Origin of the sequence: Leptotrichia hongkongensis (assembly GCF_007990635.1) — a bacterium.
Lineage (GTDB): Bacteria > Fusobacteriota > Fusobacteriia > Fusobacteriales > Leptotrichiaceae > Leptotrichia > Leptotrichia hongkongensis.
The window spans coordinates 1314992-1333698 of sequence record NZ_AP019846.1; the positions used below are offsets into that span (position 1 = coordinate 1314992).

Annotated in this window: 24 protein-coding genes; 3 read left to right on the forward strand and 21 right to left on the reverse strand. The window is 27.4% G+C overall.

Translation table 11 applies throughout. The features are described 5' to 3' along the window. Positions 1-204 precede the first annotated feature (204 nt). The 6 genes from FVE75_RS06285 to FVE75_RS06305 form a co-directional block, all read right to left on the reverse strand. Positions 205-1434, reverse strand: coding sequence for a DUF4272 domain-containing protein (locus FVE75_RS06285; protein WP_147005715.1), 1230 nt, complete (start codon positions 1432-1434; stop codon positions 205-207). Positions 1435-1462: 28 nt separating this feature from the next. Beyond that, positions 1463-1888, reverse strand: a complete 426-nt coding sequence (locus tag FVE75_RS06290) for a hypothetical protein (RefSeq protein ID WP_147005716.1) — start codon at positions 1886-1888, stop codon at positions 1463-1465. A 49-nt stretch (positions 1889-1937) separates the two neighbouring features. Beyond that, on the reverse strand, positions 1938-2441 hold the full coding sequence (locus FVE75_RS06295; RefSeq protein WP_147005717.1) for an NUDIX hydrolase: 504 nt from the start codon (positions 2439-2441) through the stop codon (positions 1938-1940). Positions 2442-2516: 75 nt separating this feature from the next. Next, positions 2517-2921, reverse strand: coding sequence for a hypothetical protein (locus FVE75_RS06300; RefSeq protein ID WP_172618790.1), 405 nt, complete (start codon positions 2919-2921; stop codon positions 2517-2519). Further along, complete coding sequence (locus FVE75_RS10945) at positions 2887-2979, reverse strand: lipoprotein (RefSeq protein WP_172618791.1); 93 nt, start codon at positions 2977-2979, stop codon at positions 2887-2889. Before FVE75_RS10945 ends, FVE75_RS06300 begins: the two co-directional genes overlap by 35 nt. Before the next feature lie 29 nt (positions 2980-3008). Next, positions 3009-3785 carry a histidinol-phosphatase gene (locus tag FVE75_RS06305; RefSeq protein ID WP_147005719.1) on the reverse strand — a complete coding sequence of 259 codons (777 nt, stop codon included), beginning with the start codon at positions 3783-3785 and terminating at the stop codon, positions 3009-3011. A gap of 159 nt (positions 3786-3944) precedes the next feature. Here FVE75_RS06305 and FVE75_RS06310 point away from each other — a divergent pair, with 159 nt between their 5' ends. Next, positions 3945-5564, forward strand: coding sequence for an ABC-F family ATP-binding cassette domain-containing protein (locus tag FVE75_RS06310; RefSeq protein WP_147005720.1), 1620 nt, complete (start codon positions 3945-3947; stop codon positions 5562-5564). An 837-nt stretch (positions 5565-6401) separates the two neighbouring features. Here FVE75_RS06310 and FVE75_RS06315 read toward each other — a convergent pair. The 15 genes from FVE75_RS06315 to FVE75_RS06380 form a co-directional block, all read right to left on the reverse strand. Then, positions 6402-6884: an SH3 domain-containing protein gene (locus tag FVE75_RS06315; RefSeq protein WP_147005721.1), complete on the reverse strand. Its 483-nt coding sequence runs from the start codon at positions 6882-6884 to the stop codon at positions 6402-6404. A gap of 155 nt (positions 6885-7039) precedes the next feature. Next, positions 7040-7447: a cytidine deaminase gene (cdd, locus tag FVE75_RS06320; RefSeq protein ID WP_147005722.1), complete on the reverse strand. Its 408-nt coding sequence runs from the start codon at positions 7445-7447 to the stop codon at positions 7040-7042. Positions 7448-7496: 49 nt separating this feature from the next. Next, complete coding sequence (gene dinB, locus FVE75_RS06325) at positions 7497-8588, reverse strand: DNA polymerase IV (protein ID WP_147005723.1); 1092 nt, start codon at positions 8586-8588, stop codon at positions 7497-7499. 12 nt (positions 8589-8600) lie between these two features. Then, the gene (locus tag FVE75_RS06330; protein ID WP_147005724.1) at positions 8601-9299 is read right to left on the reverse strand and encodes an ABC transporter ATP-binding protein; all 699 of its coding nucleotides are present in this window, start codon (positions 9297-9299) and stop codon (positions 8601-8603) included. Then, entirely contained in the window at positions 9292-10455 is a 1164-nt protein-coding gene (locus FVE75_RS06335; RefSeq protein WP_147005725.1) for an ABC transporter permease, read from the reverse strand. The genes FVE75_RS06330 and FVE75_RS06335 overlap by 8 nt, the downstream gene beginning before the upstream one ends. A 32-nt stretch (positions 10456-10487) precedes the next feature. Further along, positions 10488-11939, reverse strand: coding sequence for a S1C family serine protease (locus tag FVE75_RS06340; RefSeq protein WP_147005726.1), 1452 nt, complete (start codon positions 11937-11939; stop codon positions 10488-10490). Between the two features lie 23 nt (positions 11940-11962). Beyond that, positions 11963-12187, reverse strand: coding sequence for a hypothetical protein (locus FVE75_RS11430; RefSeq protein WP_232052470.1), 225 nt, complete (start codon positions 12185-12187; stop codon positions 11963-11965). 313 nt (positions 12188-12500) lie between these two features. Continuing rightward, complete coding sequence (locus tag FVE75_RS06350) at positions 12501-12770, reverse strand: FtsB family cell division protein (protein WP_147005727.1); 270 nt, start codon at positions 12768-12770, stop codon at positions 12501-12503. Then, positions 12770-13267, reverse strand: coding sequence for a transcriptional regulator NrdR (gene nrdR / locus FVE75_RS06355; protein WP_147005728.1), 498 nt, complete (start codon positions 13265-13267; stop codon positions 12770-12772). Before nrdR ends, FVE75_RS06350 begins: the two co-directional genes overlap by 1 nt. A gap of 98 nt (positions 13268-13365) precedes the next feature. Next, complete coding sequence (locus tag FVE75_RS06360; RefSeq protein WP_147005729.1) at positions 13366-13836, reverse strand: PTS sugar transporter subunit IIA; 471 nt, start codon at positions 13834-13836, stop codon at positions 13366-13368. Positions 13837-13914: 78 nt separating this feature from the next. Then, positions 13915-14085, reverse strand: coding sequence for a hypothetical protein (locus FVE75_RS11435; RefSeq protein ID WP_232052471.1), 171 nt, complete (start codon positions 14083-14085; stop codon positions 13915-13917). An 82-nt stretch (positions 14086-14167) separates the two neighbouring features. Further along, positions 14168-14473, reverse strand: coding sequence for a DNA repair protein RecO (gene recO / locus FVE75_RS11440; RefSeq protein ID WP_232052472.1), 306 nt, complete (start codon positions 14471-14473; stop codon positions 14168-14170). A gap of 81 nt (positions 14474-14554) precedes the next feature. Beyond that, positions 14555-15094, reverse strand: a complete 540-nt coding sequence (locus FVE75_RS06370) for a hypothetical protein (protein ID WP_147005730.1) — start codon at positions 15092-15094, stop codon at positions 14555-14557. Between the two features lie 84 nt (positions 15095-15178). Beyond that, on the reverse strand, positions 15179-16111 hold the full coding sequence (gene mreC, locus FVE75_RS06375) for a rod shape-determining protein MreC (RefSeq protein ID WP_232052473.1): 933 nt from the start codon (positions 16109-16111) through the stop codon (positions 15179-15181). Between the two features lie 363 nt (positions 16112-16474). Continuing rightward, positions 16475-16831 (reverse strand): hypothetical protein, encoded by a 357-nt coding sequence (locus FVE75_RS06380; protein ID WP_147005732.1) that lies wholly within the window; start codon positions 16829-16831, stop codon positions 16475-16477. A gap of 229 nt (positions 16832-17060) precedes the next feature. On the opposite strand from FVE75_RS06380, the gene FVE75_RS06385 reads away from it, so the two are divergent. Both FVE75_RS06385 and FVE75_RS06390 read left to right on the forward strand, forming a co-directional pair. Next, the gene (locus FVE75_RS06385; protein ID WP_147005733.1) at positions 17061-17603 is read left to right on the forward strand and encodes a C40 family peptidase; all 543 of its coding nucleotides are present in this window, start codon (positions 17061-17063) and stop codon (positions 17601-17603) included. Between the two features lie 184 nt (positions 17604-17787). After that, positions 17788-18681, forward strand: a complete 894-nt coding sequence (locus FVE75_RS06390) for a helix-turn-helix transcriptional regulator (RefSeq protein ID WP_147005734.1) — start codon at positions 17788-17790, stop codon at positions 18679-18681. The last annotated feature ends 26 nt before the right edge of the window (positions 18682-18707 follow it).

Here is an 18707-nt window from a genome sequence, read left to right on the forward strand (position 1 = left end):
TTTAAATTCTATGTTTTAATATTATCATTTTTGAAATCTATTGTCAATTAATTTTTCAAATTATTTTATTATACGCCCTTTTTTTAATTAAATCTATTTAAATAGTCTAAATTTTTATTTAAATTTGATTGTTTTGATTATTAACTATTTTTAGGTTTTTATAACATAAATTATAAATAAAAATTTTTAACCAACATTATAAATTTATGTATGAATTATAATCTCTTCCATATTTTTTCCATCCTTAACTACCCATTCTAGAGCAAGCCTGCTAAAATACACAATACTCTCATTTACAATTCTATTATACCCTTCTAGTTTTATCTCAACATTTGCCCAGTTTAACCTATATGTATAGTCTAGCATATCTAAAATCTTATTTTTTGAACGCATCTCACACTTTCTTGCAAAAGATTTTAGTTTTTCGTATTTTAATCCATCTATAAACATAGAAACATCACAAAATGTATTAAAATCTTCAAATTCAATATCAATAAGCGATAACACCCACAATAGCATTTTTGCAGTTTCTAACATAAAATAAAATTCCAGGTTTAATTCCTTATCATCTGATGGATTTTCCAGATAATTTTTTTCACGCTCTGATAAGACTTGTTTAAACTCATATTTCTTTTCAAAAATATCGATAATTGTTTCTAATTCTTTTTGCCCATTTTCTTTTTTTTCAAGATAAGTTTCAGCGGCAAGGCGTATCATCACTATTGCCACTATTCTTCTTATAATATCCCACTTTTTACGTATTTGCACATTTGTTTCTGATATGTTTACTTCCATATTTTCATTATATGGAAAACTGTTCTGCTTTATTCTGTCTATATTTTTATTCTTTCTTTCAATATCATTGTTTGTTATTTCTAAATTATATTCAGTGAACATTTTTTCTGAAAGTGGTGGAATAAAATCTGAAACTTCCCATTTTTCAGGGTTTCGAACCATCTTCCTATTGCCAAAATGATAATGATTCAAGCTCTTCTGTATAATAAATTTATGAAATTTTCTAAGAAAATTTGTGGTTTTATCCAATAATTTCTCTTCATCTTTCATTTCTTCCTTATTAATCGCTTCTACAGTTACAAATAGCTTGTTATATTTAGAAAACTCCTCTTCACTTAGATTTATAAAACTTTCTGAATTCAGTTTTTCTAAAAAGATTTCTATTCCTATTTTTTCTTTTAAGAGAAAATTTCTATCTGGATTTACGACTATTGTTATCTTTCTTCCGTCATTTAGCTCAAAATAAAATTTCCTCGTTTTTTCAGTCAATTTATTCCCGTCTTCTGTTGAAACTGTCCTAATTTCATCTGCATAAGTTTCCAAAAAACTTTTTACAAGCTCTATAGAGGATTTTTCATTTGAAAAACAGACACCTGACTGCACTTTTTTATTTTTCTTAAAAAAATTCCATAAACCCATTCTTCATTTCCCCTTCATAATGCTGTTTTTAACGTTTAAAATTATCAAGCTCTTTTTCAATAATTGAAATAACTGTCATATCTGCAGGTATCATACTTAGAATTTTCTGATACAGCTCCTCCCTTTTCTCTCGACATACTTGCAAAAATAATAAACATTCATTCTTTTTCCTCAATCTCAAGCTATATCCATCATTCAAAAAGATATTAAAATTTATCGTTTTAAAAGTTCCCTGGTGAATAAAAATCCGTGTTAAAATACACATCTTAACCTCATCAATATTGAAATATATCTGTTCTTTTTTTATTCTTTTTATAAAAGTAAATATAAATTCTCCATCCAGTTCTTCCAAATTTTCTGCATTAAATCTAATTTTTTTCATAATTACCAAAAAAACTACATAAATTAGATAAAAAATTAGTATTATTAAAGGCAATGGTAAAAATATCTTCATAGTCTCCTCCCTTCTTTTTTGGTACAAAAGTCAATATTATAGATTAAAATTATTTATCTTCTTTTGAAAAATAAGTTACTGCAAGTATTGTTTTCATATCTCTTGACATCTTTGTAATATCCTTCACATCGACCCATACTACTTCTACTTCTTCCCCATGGTCAAGTGACTGCTCTACAGGCTTAATATCATCAGATTTTAGTCTTGCACTAAAAAAGTATAATTTCTCAGTAGTATATCCTGGTGATACATACAGCCCCTGCGGTAATTCCTCAATATCCGCAACATCTTTTTCCATATACCCCGTTTCCTCTTTCAGCTCTCTAAATGCAGCAGCTCTAGGTTTTTCATCTCCATCAATTAGCCCAGCACAAACTTCAATTTCATAATCTTTAGACCCTGGTCTGAACTGTTTCACTAAAATTACTTTTTCTTTTGCTTCATTAAACAGCACAAAACAAACCGCATCAGATTTATCCAAATACTCCAAAGTTATACCTGTCGTAGGATGTGTCATTTTTGAACCTTTTAAAAATCTAAAACTATTATCCATTTTTATTTATTACATGACAAATAATACCATGCACTCCTTTCCTTTGGTTCTTCAATCTTAATTTTATAAAAATTTTTATATTAATCCGTTCTTACATTCAATAAAGTCATTTTCTTTTGCTATTTTTTCAGCTAATCTCATATTACTCTTTGTAGATTGAAAATTATTAGCATACATAAGATATAGCTCATTATTTCTTTTTTTATACCATTCTTTAAACGAAGTTGGTACATCAAAACAAATCTCATCGTTATTTTTATTAGGAATATATTTAAATTCTATTTCTAATGCTTGTTCATCGTATTCTAATCTTCCATTTACTTCATCTATTTTTGAATTTTTAGGTATTATTAATTCCATCCTGTTCCACAATATTTTTTCAGTACTTTTTTCTAAAAGTTCCAAGCCAATCGTATTTTGATTCTTTCCAACAATGATAGATGGTCTATTTAGTTTTTGATTCTTGAATATTTTCAGCAATCATATCACATGAACTTACCCCTATCAAAATACAAATAAATAAAATTATTTTCTTCAATTTAATTCCTCCTGTTAAATTTTACAATTCTAAAAAATACTCTCAATTACATTCAGACCAATTTCCTTTGCAAACTCTCTTGCAATTTCCATCTCTTTGTCTTCCATTCTGTTAAAATCGTGTGCATCCGAACCGATTATCGTTCTAACATTATACTGCTTCACAATTTCCCAAAATTCCTTGTATGGATACATATATCTGTCCCAGTCTGGATGTCTTTCAAATGTTTTTCTTATTCCGTTTGCATTTACTTCAAGCGGTACATCCATTTTTTCTGATGCTTTTGAAATCATGTGCGCTGCTTTTTCACAGTTTTCATCCCAAGTCCGATAATTTATTACATACAAATCTGGATGTGCAATGTAGTCAAATTTACCACTTTCTATAGCCTCAACCATATATTTCGCATAAGCTAGCACATCTTCCCCTGTCTGTATCTTCCAAGCATTGTAATTTGTATCATCTCCATCTTTTCTAAAGGCATGCAGTCCTAAAACAAGATAATCTAATTTTTCTCTATATCTATCGTATTTTTCAATAAATTCTGGAAAATATTCAATCTCCAGTGATTTATAAATCTTGATTTTATCTCCATATTTTTCCTGTGCTTCTTCTATTTCCTTCAGATATCCGTTAAAATCTTCTTCTTTCATTCTATTGTTTTTATAATATTCAGGCATTGGAGCGTGATCTGATATTCCAAGTTCAGTATAACCTTCTCTAATTGCTACTTTTACATAATCTTCCACATTTCCAACGGCATGTTCACATCGGTAATTGTGAGTATGAAAATTTGTCTTGTTCATAATTTTCCCCATTCTATTTCTATCATTTTAAAATTTTTCTTTCGTATATTTTACCAATTATTTTGAAAAAAATAAAGGTTTTAAATAAATTTATTTTGTTTTTAGTGAAAATTTTTGATATAATACAAGTAAAATATAAATATTTAAGGAGGAAATTTTTTGATTTCAACAAGTAATTTATCTGTCCAGTTCGGTGGACGAAAACTTTTTGATGAAGTAAACATTAAATTTACAGAAGGAAACTGTTACGGTATCATTGGACCGAATGGAGCTGGAAAATCAACTTTTTTGAAAGTGTTAACTGGGGAGCTTGATTCTACTTCTGGAGAAGTTATTATAGAAAAAAATAAAAGGTTATCATTTTTAAAACAGGATCACTTTGCTTACGAAGATGAAGAAGTGCTAAATGTAGTAATGATGGGACATGCAAAATTATACGATATTATGATGCAAAAAAATGCCCTATACGCAAAAACTGAATTTACAGAAGAAGACGGAAACTTAGCGGCTGAACTTGAAGGGGAATTTGCAGAGCTAGATGGCTGGGAAGCTGAAACAAATGCTGAAAAATTCCTTATTGGTTTAGGAATTCCTTCTGAACTTCATCATAAACTGATGAAAGAGTTAACAGAACCTGAAAAAGTAAAGGTTCTGCTTGCACAGGCTATTTTTGGAAATCCTGACATATTATTATTAGATGAGCCTACAAATGGACTTGACTTGCACGCAGTAAAATGGCTAGAAGATTTTCTGATGGACTTGGAAAACACAACTGTACTTGTAGTTTCGCATGATAGACACTTTTTAAACAAGGTTTGTACTCATATTGCTGATATTGATTACGGAAAAATTAAAATGTTTGTTGGAAACTATGATTTCTGGTACGAATCAAATCAATTAATGCAAGAATTAATCAGAAACCAAAATAAAAAGATGGAGCAAAAGAAAAAGGAATTGCAAGACTTTATTGCACGTTTCTCTGCCAATGCCTCAAAATCAAAACAGGCTACAAGCCGTAAGAAACAGCTTGAAAAATTGCAATTTGAAGATATGCAAGTTTCTAACAGAAAATATCCATACATTGAGTTTAAGCCTGAAAGAGAAGCTGGGAACAATATGTTAAAAGTTGAGAACTTAACCAAAACTGTTGATGGTGAAAAAGTTCTTAACAATATTTCCTTTACGATAAATACTGGAGACAAAGTTGTTATTTTATCAAAAAATGACATTGCAAAAACTACTCTTTTCCAAATTCTAGCTGGAGAATTAGAACCAGATTCAGGAACTGTTGAATGGGGAGTTACAACTTCTCAAAGTTATTTTCCAAAAGACAACTCTGAATTTTTTGAAGGTGTAGATTTGTCATTGATTGACTGGCTAAGACAATTTTCACCTGACCAGCATGAAGAATATGTACGTGGATTCTTAGGAAGAATGCTATTCTCAGGAGAAGAGGCGAAAAAAAAGGCCAAAGTTCTTTCTGGAGGGGAAAAAGTTCGTTGCATGCTTTCAAAAATGATGCTATCCAATGCAAACGTACTATTATTAGATAACCCAACAGATCACTTAGATCTTGAATCAATTACATCGTTAAATAAATCGCTGGAAAGATTTAACGGAACAATTTTATTCACAACACACGACCACGAATTTATTCAAACAATTGCAAATAAAATAATCGAAATTACACCAAAAGGTATTTTAGAAAAAGAAATGGAATATGATGATTATTTAAATGATGAAACTGTTGAAGCAAGGCTGAATGAGATGTATAGTTAGTGCTATTTCCCGTTTAAAGAGAAGAAATAAAAAATTATGAAATTAAAATTATTTTTTTACAAGATTATGCTATTATACAGCTAAATATCCTTTAATTAAATTTATCATTAAGTATCTATCTTAAAGGACTTTTTTATTTCAATTTATTAAATATTATGATTAATAATGTTTTTTCTATTCAATTTTTTTGTAACGTAAGGGCATCAGACACCATGCCCTTACAACCTCGCTTTACGCAAAACTTTCTTATAAAGAAAAAATAAAACTCGCTTCGTAAAACTACGCTCACTTTCGCAAACAAAAGTTATTTTAACATAAATAAGTTCTATCATTATAAAAAATTATGACGAAAGAAATACATTCGTATTTAGTTATTTTTCCTTTAACGAAATTTTGCTTATTTAATATTTTTAAAATGTAAAAGCCTGAAACTTAAATACAATAATCTTTATAATTTAATATAGAATGTCGTGATTTTTTTGGAATAAAAACAACTGTCTGAGCGTCAGCGAGTTTTGTTTTTGTTTCAAAAAAATGCTTAGACAAGCCAGGGTTGCAAGGGAAATGGCGATTGATTTCCCTTGCTTTATAAAAGAAAAACATAAAAACTATAAGAAAAATATTTATTATAAGCAGTTTTTTTAATGAGAGCCTCTTATATGGATACTTAAGAATTAAATTTTATTTTTTTAACAAAGTTATCAAATCAATTTTTATCAAATTTCATTTTTTATTTTTGAAATAAATTCTTGGATATAAAAATAGCTGGATTGTATATATTAATACTTCCTGCCATTTTTTTACTTTATAATTAATTATTTCTAAACTATTCTAAATTTATTTTTTACTTACTTGATTACTGAAAATATATCCGTGCTCATTTCCATTATATCTTATATAATACCAGTTGTCATCTGTTTTGCTTATTGCGTAAACAGTTTGTCCTGTTTTTAATCTCGTTTTTATAGTAGATTTTGTTGTTGGTTTTTCTCTTATATTACTGTATCCTTCGCTCGAAGTTATAGTAAGTTTTCCTACAATTTCCTTTAATTGACCTTCATGAACATAACCAGTAAATGATTTTTTTATATCGTTATCGTAATAAGTTACTTTATGCCATTCTCCAGATTTTTCATTGCTTTCCAATATCTGTCCATTTGTAACAGTTTCAATAACTTTAGAATCTGTATTGGCAGATTGTCTTATATTAATTGCATTGTCTTTTGACGATGTTATAAATGCCGCTCCCATTGAAATAGTACTAAGACCTATAGATAGAATTGAAACTAGAAACATTTTCTTTAGTACAAACTTTTTCATAAAAATCACTCCCTAATAATATAAATTTATATTTATAATTTCTATATAACACACGTTATTTTCAATTACATTATAACCTATTTTTTTGATTTTGCCAAGTAAAAACTGTAAAAAATATAATAATTTATTAATTATTTAAAAAATATTATAAATTTCTACAAATCTTCTGGTCCAAATGAATATGGCAAAAGCTCTTCCAATGAAGTGATTTTATATTTTTTATCTTTATTTGCTAAAATTATTACTGTATCGTTGTCAGAAAACTCTCTTATTACCTGTCTACACGCTCCACAAGGGCTAATTGGCTCAGGTGTTTTTCCTGTTACAACAAGTACTTTTATTTTCTTCATATTTTCAGTAACCGCTGTTGTAATCGCATTACGTTCAGCACAAAGCGTAAGTCCAAAGGATGCATTTTCAACATTTACTCCTTTATGCTTTTTTCCATTATTATCGATTAACAATGCTGCTACAGGAAATTTTGAATAAGGCACATAGGCTTTTTCTAACAAGAGATTTATTTCATCAATGTAATTTAATATTTCTTTTTCATTTAAAGTCATTTACTTTCACTTCCCAACTTAAATAATTTTTCTCAAATTTTTTAATAATCTATTTTAAATCATCAAATGATAACTGAACTACATTACTTTTCAAAATTGAACTAAGCTGTACTCCAATAAGTCGTACTTCATCTTTTTTTTCAAAGAATTCTAGATTTTCGATTGCTGCTTCATATATTTTGTTTATATCATTAGTTGCACTTTTCAAAGTCTTTGAACGGGTATGGGTTACAAAATTGGAATACCTGATTTTTATTGTAACAGTTTTAGCAAATTCATTTTTCTCAATAAGTTTGCTGCTCAATCTTTCTGATTGCTTTTTTAATTCAGCATGTAATACAAAAATATCATTTTCCTCCTGATTAAAAGTAACTTCGTGTCCATAAGACTGTCTTTTTCTATCTGTATTTATTTCAGAAGAATGCAAGCCACGAATAGCATTATACAGATACTCTCCTTTACTTTCCCCAAATCTTCTGATTAACTCATTTTTTTCAATTTCATAGAGTTGAAAGACATTCGTTATATTAAATAATTTCAATACTTCCCTTGTTTTTTTTCCGATTCCTGGAATTATCCCAAGTTCCTTATTATAAATATAATCTAAAAAATGTTCACGGTTTCTAAATATAAAATAGCCATTTGGCTTATCAATATCACTTGCAATTTTAGCACTTATCTTGCTAAAACCTATACCAACTGAGCAAGTAAGCTTAGAATTATCATAAATAAATTTTTTAAATTTTTTTATAAATCTTTCAATCTTTAAAATTTCATCTCTTTTATCAAGTTTCATATTTTTATTTCGAATAAATTCTGTAATATCAATATAACCTTCATCAACAGATGTAAATTCAGATTTTTTCAATACATTTTTTATTAATCCCTGTATTCTTCTGCCCTCTTCAAAGTAAACACCTTTTCTAAGGCTCACAACGATAAGATTTGGACATAGCCGTTTAGCCTGAACTGTTGGCATTGCAGATTTTACTCCATATTTTCTAGCTTCATAGCTTGCCGTTGTAACAACTCCATGTCCTATTGCGATAGGCTTTCCTCTAAGTTCCTTGTTATCCCTTTGCTCAATTGCAGCAAAAAAGGCATCCATATCATAATGCAGATAAATTTTTTCTTTTTCCATTATCAAAATTTCCTAAAATTGTATTGTTGGTAAAATCATATTAAATTCACCATTTTCAATTTTATACTTATAAGTAGCCAAATTTGCTAGTTCCAGACTATGAGTAACTATTATTATTGACTGATTTCTTTCCTGATTTATTTTCATAAATAGTTCATTTATCATATTACTTGTTTCTGTGTCAAGATTTCCTGTAGGTTCATCAGCTAGTATTATATCAGGATCGTTAATCATCGCCCTTGCTATTGCCACACGCTGCTTTTCCCCTCCTGAAAGCTCCATTGGTTTATGTTTTATACGTTTTGCAAGTCCCACTAATGCAAGCAGTTCTTTTGCTTTTTTCTTAATTTCATTCTTATTCATATTTTTGTTTACAAGTGCAGGCATCATAACATTTTCAAGTGCTGTAAATTCATTTAGCAAATAGTGAAATTGAAAAACAAACCCTATTTTTTTATTTCTTATTGCTGTTTTTGCTTTTTCATTTTTATAGTGTATCTTTTCTCCGCCTATATAAATTTCTCCATCAGTCGGCTCATCTAAAAGACCAAGTATATTTAAAAGCGATGTTTTTCCACTTCCTGACTTACCTTGTATCGAAATAAAATCTCCTTTGTTAAACGCCAAGTTTATATTTTTTAGAATATGAATATTTTCAACTTTTGTCTTATAAATTTTATTAACATTTTTCAATTCTATTATTTTATTCATATTTTAACGCCTCCACAGGTTTTAATCTGGCTGCTCTGGCTGCCGGGAAGATTGTTGACAAAAATACAACTACAAATGTTACTCCATAAATAATAAGAAGTTCCTTTTGTGAAATATACAAAGGCAACTCTTCCAGATAGTAAGTTCCACCTTTCATATATTCCTTAAATAAAATTTTTAACCCTATAAGTACAAGTGGCGACAATCCACTTGCCAAAACCATCCCAAATACGCCAATTATCAATCCTTCTATAGTAAAAATTCTTCGAACATTTTTATTTGTATATCCAATTGATTTCAAAATTCCAATATCCTTAATTTTCTCACGTACAATCATATTTAAAATTACCGATACAGCAAAACTTGCAATAACGAGAAGTAAACTTAAAATCGCAATTAACACAAATTTTTCAAACTGTACTGCTTTTAAAAGATTCTGATTTATCGTCTTCCAGCTTATCACACCGTATTCATCACGATTAACAACATTTTTTACTTGATTCAACACATTTTCAACTTTTTGAGGCTGTTCAACCTTTATTCCAATTTCTGTTGCAGATTCACCTTGTTCAGATAAAATTTGCATAGTTTTTAATGGAACAATCGCAAGATTTGAATCATAATCTAAAAATCCTGTTTTAAAAATACCTCGGACAATTAATTTTATTTCTTTATTCTCAGCAGACACAAGGCTTATTTCTTTCCCAACTTGTAAGTTCATCTCTATCGCTAATTGTTCACCAACAAGAACTGAATTAAGCTCTGCAATATTGTCATTTCCTTCTACGATTTTTAGATTTAAGCCATTTTTTACATTTTCTGGACTAATTCCATCAGCCAGCACACCTTTTGCCAAACCATTGCTTTTTATTATTGATTGACTATTTATTTGTGGAATAACAGCTTTTACACCATCTATTTTTTTTATTTTTTCTATGATTTCATTATAATTTTCAAAAAAAGTTGATTTTTTATTTTTTATAAGAATATGTGGACTCATTGTCAATAATGAATTTATCATATTTTTTTCCAGTCCGTTTGAAACAGTTAATGAAACAATGAAAACTGTTACTGCAATAGCAACTCCAAGAACTGAAAATATGCTTTGAAATTTTCTTTCAATAATATGCTTAAATGCAATAAAAAATTCTACCATATTTATTCTTTTCTTCTCCTAAATTAGTTTTATTATCTTATATCACTCGACATTTCATGTGAAATGTTATAATTGTCCATCAATTCTGCTTTTTGAGCCTTAACTTTTGCCACATCAAGTACTATTTCATTACTGTCTTCATCTTCAAAAACAATAAATTCACTGTTTGTATTTTTAACTTTCTGTACAAAATCATTAAAATCCTTATATTTTTGTCCATTAACCTTCGTAATTATCTTATTTTCAAGCTCAGAATATCCAAGATTCACATCAAATGGAAGAACTCTTACTAAAATCACCAATCCATTGTAATCCTTGAACAAATCTTCTCTATCATATATTGCAGCAAGTGTATTTGATGGTCGTGCTTGAGAAAGTGCTGTAATATAATTTGTTGTAAGAGGTTCAAATATTAATCCCCCATATACATAATATGATGGTGCATCCTGTAATTTTGTACTTTTTACAACACTATACTTTATATCTGTTTTCTTTAATGTGACTTGCCCTTTTTGAATTTTTTTATCTCTTATGATTTCATAACTTAGATTTTGTCCGTATTTCTTTTCCTGGTTTATAAAATTAAAGTCTGTTTTTTCATTTTTACGAAACTCAATTGTTCCATCTGACTCAATATTCTGCCCATCTAATTTTAACAATACGTCATTTCTTTGTAAAACTCCATAAAATGGCGAATTTGTGAAAACTTTTTTTATAATAATACCTTTTGAATCATTTTTTAATCCTAACATTTGACGTTGTGATGTGCTCTCAAGTTTTGCCCATTGTATTCCTAATTTTGGTGGCCCGTCATAAATTCCATCTTTTATATCATCTAAAAAATTATTAACTATATTTACAGGAATAAAATATCCTATATTATCTGCCTGGGTAAGTCCCGCAAATGCAACTCCAACAACTCTTCCATTGCTTAAAACAGGTCCTCCACTATTTCCACTATTAATGGCCGCATCAGTTTGCCCTATTAAAAATTTTTGATTTGTTAAAGTATACGTATTATGCTCCATCCTAGAAACTATACCTCTAGTCGTACTAAGTTTATCCCCACCAAGTGGATAACCATAAACTGTAAGATTATCCTGAATTTGAGGCAATGTTCCTAATTTTAATGTAGTTGTCCCATTAAAGAACGATTTATCTTCTACATCAATCATAGCCAAATCATATTCTTCAGAGATAAATTTTACATTTGCCTTGTATTTTCTAGAATCTCCTTCTTTTCTAACTTGTAGGAATTTTTCATTTAATACGGCATGAGCATTTGTAATAATTCTGTTTCCATCAATTATAAATCCTGTTGCTGTTGAATTGTAGTCCTGCCCATTTTGCCAAGGTGATGCATAATTATACATCTGATGAGCTGCATAAACCTTTACAAGCGCTTTTTTTACAGAACCGTCATCTCCAAACATGAAGCTGCATATTAGGACATTAATTATTACAATCATTTTTTTTATATTCATTTTTCTACCTTTCCTGAATATTTTTAAATATCCAATTTTTCTCCAATTTTATTTTGTATTAATTTTAAAAATAACAATTCATTGTTAATATTTAATCTAATTTGTATTCTTTTTTTATCTTTTGTTATTATTTCTAAAAATTTATCTGCTTTACTCGAGCTTACTCTAATTATTTTTATACTAGCACTTTCAATATCTTCAATATTAATGGTTATTTTTTTTAAAAATATTTTATTATCTTCAATCACAATCTTAAAACTGAATAAAAGAAAAGATGCAACGATAACATATCCAAAAAGAATCGCAATAAAAACAATTTTTATAGTTGTTAGTTTTTCAATTCCAGCAATTCCTTTATATAAAGAATATCCTGCTATAATAACAATTATTATAAAAAATAGACGATGAAATCATATATCTTAAATTTGCTCTAAAAACATATTTATTCTTCTCATCTTCTATTTTATATAGCTCTAATTTATTTTTTAAATTTTCCATATCAAAAATATTGTTCATTATACTATGACTTATAAAAATTAACTTCAATAATTTATTAACAAATTATTCTGAAATTTTATAAGTTTCTTCTCCTTCTTTTTTTAAATTCAAATTATTTCTCGCAAATTTTTCAGTTTTTTCATCTTCATCTGAATTCTTTTCTTGACTTAATAATCTATTTTTTTTATCGTTAAGCTCTTTTATTTCTTTATCTGTACTGATCAAATTGTTTTGCATAGATCTTTTATTAAAAAAGATTCTTGCACTTTGCCCAATAAAGTAAACTACTAAACTGAAAAATATGATATTTCCTATTATACGTAGCTTTCTCATTATTCCTCCTGTATTTTTAATTTTTTATATCTATCTTGATTGTTTTTATCATTTCTTATTTTTTCTATTTCTTTTATAAAACTATCTAAACTATCAAATTTTTTATAGACCGAGGCAAATCTCACATAGGCAATTTCATCTAAATCTATTAGGTATGAAAGTATTTTTTCACCTAATTCACTTGATTTTATCTCGCCTGAATATGAAGTCAATATTTCACGCTCAATCTTATCTATTGTTTCTTCTATTTTTTCTATATCAATATGTCTATTTTCAAACGCCCTTACAATTCCATTATAAACTTTTTCACGTAAATATGGCTGTTTTTCACCATTTTTCTTTACAACAACCAACGATAGTTCAGCAACTTTTTCATGAGTGGTAAATCTTTTACCACACTTCTCACATTCACGCCGTCGTTTAATTGAGTTTCCTTCAAAATAAGCACGGCTATCTACTACTTTTGTATTTTCATAACCACAAAACGGACATCTCATAATATTCCCCCTAATCTTTTTTAAAATATTTTATTAATTTTACAGGGTTATATGTTAATTTATTAAAAATTATTTCTATAATAATTTAATACGACTTGTTATCCATTCATCTCTTCTGTTCGAATAATTTCAATAATTTGTTCATTTGATTCAGCTTTCAACAAATTATCTATAAATTTGTCTTCTCTTATTAACCTTGATATTCTTGCCAATACTTTTAAATATTCTTGACTTTTATTTTCTGGACATAGAAACATAAAGAAAATATTTACATTTTCATCATCTACTGAATTATATGCTATTCCATTTCTTGAAATCCCAAAAGTCACAATCAATTCATCTACTGCTTTTGTTTTTGCATGAGGTAATGCTATCCTTTTACCAATTCCAGTTGAGCCCATTTCTTCTCTTGCAAGAATATCATTTAATCCCTGTTCTTCATCCTTTATTAAATTTGTTTTTTTTAAGTTACCATACAATTCTTTAATTACTGCATTTTTATTTTTTGATTCCAAATTTAAATTTATTGTGTCAACTTTAATATAATCAGCAACATTTTTAATTTCCATAAAATTCCTCCATAATAAATTTCTTTAATTTTATATTAGTTTGTAAATTTGAATTTATAAAATCTTCAAAAATTATAACTATTTTTTTAGAAAATCTACATATATTTCCATTTTTTCCTGAATTTCAGAATTTTCTAAACTGTTTTTTGAAATTTTTAAAATTTCCTTATACTTTCTAATATTTTCCGATTTTTCTTTTTCTAGTATCAAACTAATTTCATTAATATCATAAATTCCTTGTTCTATCATTATTCTTCTTAAAAATGATAATAAAATATAATATTTATAGCCTTTTTTATATATGGAAGAACATCAATAAAACTTAATATTTCTAGTAATTTATCAAAAAATCTCCATTTTCATCTGTTGTATAGTAAATCTTATCTATACTGTCTAATACATATAATGAAATTTCCAATTTTTCAATATCTTTCATAATATGTTTAAAATTTTTGATTATTTCTATATCTTTCACGATATAATAATTATTTTTTTGTATAAGTGTTACTTCAACTTTATTAAGCGGATTTAAAGAAATAACATCTCTTTTTTTTGATTTTCGAATTCCATATGCTGTTGCCATGATTTTTCCATAATCTTTACTAAACAATGTTACTAGTAAATCCGCCTCTCTCATTTCTACTTTCTTTAAAACAATACAATTTGTCTTTATTATTTTCATATCTTCATTTTATTTCATATCAGTTTAAATTTTTTATTATCTAAAATTAGACAATCTGTAAATTATCTGAGAACTTCCATCACTTACAGATATTTTACTTGGATAACTATACCCGTTTGATGATTTATAGTCACTAAAATTCACAGTATTTCCACTACTTTTTATCGCAGTCAGCCAATTATTAGAAAATGTAAATGTATCTCCATTTCTAGTTTGCGTTTTTTTAGAAGTTATATCTCTTAATTTATTAAATACAGATAATATATTTGCTTCACTTTTCTCAACTTTTTGCGTTACAGTCTGTTTTAGACTTGGATAATAGATTGTCTTCTTGCTTCCACTGAAAGTATACACTTCTCCTTTATTTACACTTGGAGCTGTAATTGTTAATTTCATTGTCCCAGAATTATAAGACATCACATAACTTTTACTTCTTTTTTTACCATTAATTGTTGCATCTTCAGTAACGTTTACTGTAAAGTTTCTTTTTTCCCAAAAATCTTTAGAAAAAGAAAATACTGATACCAATAAAAATAATAATATAACTTTTTTTGTTATTGTTAATTGTTTTAACATAATCAAACTCACCTCTTTTTATATTTTTGAAATAGTGATTTTTATTAAATTATCACTATTTTGTATATATTAATACAACTTTCTTTAATTTGTTTGTGAATTTTCTTTATTTTGCTGTTCTTCAGCCTTCACTTGATTTTGTATCTGAGTATTTATAGTATCATTAACACTCCATTTGTAAACTAATACACTTTGAATATCAAATATATTAAAACTTGGTTTAAATCTAATTTCTTTCATTTTATTAAATGCATTTACTTCAGTTACTTTGAAACTTCCTATTCTTATTCCTTTTGGCAGAACATCACTAACTCCAGAAGTTTCTATATTAAATATTGTATTTTTATCTACTTTACCTTCATTATAATTTTGCACAGAGAAAGTTCCATTACCATTTCCACGTAATATTTGCTGATCAGAACCATTTAAAACGACACTTAATTTTGAAGTCTTACTTGTTAACAGTGTCACTTCTGAATATTCTTCACTTACCTTAGAAATTTTCCCAATAAGATAACCATCAAACATTACTGGCAGATTTATTTTTATTCCTTGTGCAGATCCCTTATTTATATACATTTTCTCAGATGAATTACCATTTTCCACAAGTGCAACATCTGCCGCTATAAATTCAGCTGGATTTTTTTGACGCATCCCAAGCATTTGCCGTAATTTTTCATTTTCTTCTTTTAAATATGCAAGTTCCATATTCTGAACTTTATTTTTTTGTAATTCAAAATCTCTATTTTTATTATTTTCAGCATAGTCTTCAACATAACTGATATCATTAACTCGTGATTTTAATTTTAAAACCTGAGTGTACAACATACTTTTTACTTTTACTAACCTAAAGTTTACTGACTGAGTTATTCCATCTAAAAATGTAAATGAACTTGTAATTCTATTTTTAAAGGCAAACATTATTATTATTATTATTATCAAAATCAGAACTGCTCTACCTGTGCTCTTTTTCGCAAATAAATCATCTAATTTCGGCGTTTTAATAAATTCATTCACACCGTTTTGAATCCAAAATATCAAATATAAAAACATAAGTATTTCAATATTGATACGATTAATTTCTTCAAAATCAAAACAGTTTAAAAAATGTATATTTTTAAATTTAGTGTATTTAAAAGTAATAAAAATATTTAAATTTAATTTTAAAGCGGTATTATTATAATACCATATAACATACATTATATCAAGCGTTTTTATAATTTATTCTCTATTTTTTTGCAATAAATAACTTCAATTTCAGTTTAACTCCTAAACATCCATAAAAAGACTAAATAGCAAATCAAAAATAATATAACTATTACATATCTAAAATTATATTACAAATATAAAAAGGCACTATAAAGTGCCTCCATAAAAAAACTATTCTTGTCCAACAACAGCTCTGTAACGTCTTTCAAGTTTTTCAAATTTTTCTGGGTTATTTCTTAAATAAAAATTCACTTTTTCAATTGCAGCGTCAATATTTTGTAAAGAATCATCTACAATACCAGTATTATCTTCAACAACTTCCTCTACAACAACTTCTTCGACATTTTCAGTAACTGGTGTTACGTTAATTGTTTTGATCGCTTTTTTTTCAGGTTTTACTCTAACTTCTTTTCTTGCTTGATCTTGAAGAGCTTCTTTTCTGTATTCTTCAAGAATTTTTTTTGTGTTTGTATCAGCAAAAGCCATTGCTGAAATAATTGTTATTCCAATTAAAATCAATTTTTTCATTTTTATCATCCTTTCTATATTTCATTTTTAATTTTTCTATATTATAACAATATCTTTTAAAAACTTCAAGAAAAAATTTCAACCAGATTTACAGTTTTAAACCAACAATTATTACTTTTAATTACTTTCCTTTTTATTTTAATTTAAAATTAATTTTAAAAAAATGAAAAAAAAAGTTGATTTTGCTATAATAAGTTTACCAAAGTTCAAAGGTAGATTGGAGGTTCTAATGAAGAAAATATTGATGCTAACTGGAGCTTTGATTATTTCTGCTGTATCATTTGCAGATTTACAAAGTACAATCAAAAATCATTATAGTAATAAAACTATAGATTTAGCAGTTGTATCAAAACCTAAACCAAGAGAGGTGAATAGTGGTGGAACTTCTTCCACAGCAGTAAGAGATCAAATTATCTCTTTCGCACAAACAAAATTAGGTTCACCGTATGTTTGGGGAGCAACTGGTCCTAACAGTTTTGATTGTTCAGGCTTCGTTGGTTACGTATTCAAAAAAGCTGCTAATGTAAACTTGCCTAGAGTTTCAAGTTCACAAGCAACATTTAAACCAAGAATTTCATCAATGAATATGACGAAAGGTGATTTGGTATTTTTTGAAACAACTGGAAAAGGTCGTATTTCTCACGTAGGAATTTACATGGGTAATAGACAGTTTATTCATGCTTCTTCTGGAAGTAAAAGAGTAACAGTTTCTAGTTTAGACAGTAATTTTTACAACAAGACATTTAGATGGGCAATTAATCCATTTAGTTAATTTGTGAATTAATTTCTTATAAATAAATATATTCTTTACATATAATTCTTGTGTAAACAAGAAATAATAAAATCATATAAAATGATTAAAAAAAAATCATAAAAAACTTTGGAATAAGGAGTTCTGTCTCTTAGTAGGCATTTCTCCTTTTTTTCTATCTAATATTTTAAGGAGTTTAGTTATTATGAAAATCAACAGATTATTTGAAATTGTATATTTATTGCTGGAGAAAAGAGCTATTACTGCAAAAGATCTTGCTGAACATTTTGAAGTATCAGTCAGAACGATTTATAGAGATATTGACATTCTCTCTTCTGCTGGTATTCCAGTATATTTTCAAAGGGGAAAATCTGGTGGAATAAAACTAATGGATAACTATGTCATAAATAAATCGCTACTTTCACAAGACGAGCAAAATGAAATACTTTATGCACTTCAAAGCTTAAACGCTACTAATTATCCTAATAACAATAAAACTCTTTCAAAATTAAGCACTATTTTTAACAAAAAGTCAGACAACTGGATAAAAATAGACTTTTCAAGATATAATTGCGATGATAGTACTTTATTTGAAAAAATTAAAGAGGCAATATTAACTAAACAAACCGTAAAATTTAACTATTTTAACACAAAAGGCGAACATTATGAAAGAACAGCAGACCCTTTAAATTTATGGTTTAAAGAAAAAGCATGGTACTTATTTGCCTATTGCCACAAAAAAAATGATATTCGTCAATTTAAAATAACAAGAATCAAAAATCTAACCTTAACAAACGAATATTTTGAAAAAACAATCAAAGACTTTGAAATAAATAACAAGAAAAATACGGTAGAAACTATAAAAATCATAGTCAAAATAGATAAATCACAAGCATACCGTGTCTATGATGAATTTTCTGAAGAGAATATAAACAAAATGGAAAATGGCGATTTTGAAATTATAATGGAATATCCTGAAAATGAATGGATTTACGGCTATCTTCTATCTTTTGGAGAACATTTGAAGGTAAGGGAGCCAGAGAGAATAAAGAAAATTTTGTTTGAAAAAATTATAAAAATGAAGGAAAATTATAAATAGGAAAATATTTTTCAAAGTTTTTTTCA

Excerpts from the sequence above, each read along its gene's own strand:
- FVE75_RS06335 (WP_147005725.1), bottom strand. The coding sequence starts at position 10,455 with ATGGTAGAATTTTTTATTGCATTTAAGCATATTATTGAAAGAAAATTT.
- FVE75_RS06285 (WP_147005715.1), bottom strand. The coding sequence starts at position 1,434 with ATGGGTTTATGGAATTTTTTTAAGAAAAATAAAAAAGTGCAGTCAGGT.
- FVE75_RS06315 (WP_147005721.1), bottom strand. The coding sequence starts at position 6,884 with ATGAAAAAGTTTGTACTAAAGAAAATGTTTCTAGTTTCAATTCTATCT.
- FVE75_RS06380 (WP_147005732.1), bottom strand. The coding sequence starts at position 16,831 with ATGAAAAAATTGATTTTAATTGGAATAACAATTATTTCAGCAATGGCT.
- FVE75_RS06390 (WP_147005734.1), top strand. The coding sequence starts at position 17,788 with ATGAAAATCAACAGATTATTTGAAATTGTATATTTATTGCTGGAGAAA.
- FVE75_RS06305 (WP_147005719.1), bottom strand. The coding sequence starts at position 3,785 with ATGAACAAGACAAATTTTCATACTCACAATTACCGATGTGAACATGCC.
- dinB (WP_147005723.1), bottom strand. The coding sequence starts at position 8,588 with ATGGAAAAAGAAAAAATTTATCTGCATTATGATATGGATGCCTTTTTT.
- cdd (WP_147005722.1), bottom strand. The coding sequence starts at position 7,447 with ATGACTTTAAATGAAAAAGAAATATTAAATTACATTGATGAAATAAAT.
- FVE75_RS06290 (WP_147005716.1), bottom strand. The coding sequence starts at position 1,888 with ATGAAGATATTTTTACCATTGCCTTTAATAATACTAATTTTTTATCTA.
- recO (WP_232052472.1), bottom strand. The coding sequence starts at position 14,473 with ATGAGAGAGGCGGATTTACTAGTAACATTGTTTAGTAAAGATTATGGA.
- FVE75_RS06360 (WP_147005729.1), bottom strand. The coding sequence starts at position 13,836 with ATGGAAATTAAAAATGTTGCTGATTATATTAAAGTTGACACAATAAAT.
- FVE75_RS06330 (WP_147005724.1), bottom strand. The coding sequence starts at position 9,299 with ATGAATAAAATAATAGAATTGAAAAATGTTAATAAAATTTATAAGACA.
- nrdR (WP_147005728.1), bottom strand. The coding sequence starts at position 13,267 with ATGAGATGTCCGTTTTGTGGTTATGAAAATACAAAAGTAGTAGATAGC.
- FVE75_RS06350 (WP_147005727.1), bottom strand. The coding sequence starts at position 12,770 with ATGAGAAAGCTACGTATAATAGGAAATATCATATTTTTCAGTTTAGTA.
- FVE75_RS06385 (WP_147005733.1), top strand. The coding sequence starts at position 17,061 with ATGAAGAAAATATTGATGCTAACTGGAGCTTTGATTATTTCTGCTGTA.
- FVE75_RS11435 (WP_232052471.1), bottom strand. The coding sequence starts at position 14,085 with ATGATAGAACAAGGAATTTATGATATTAATGAAATTAGTTTGATACTA.
- FVE75_RS06370 (WP_147005730.1), bottom strand. The coding sequence starts at position 15,094 with ATGTTAAAACAATTAACAATAACAAAAAAAGTTATATTATTATTTTTA.
- FVE75_RS06340 (WP_147005726.1), bottom strand. The coding sequence starts at position 11,939 with ATGAATATAAAAAAAATGATTGTAATAATTAATGTCCTAATATGCAGC.
- FVE75_RS06295 (WP_147005717.1), bottom strand. The coding sequence starts at position 2,441 with ATGGATAATAGTTTTAGATTTTTAAAAGGTTCAAAAATGACACATCCT.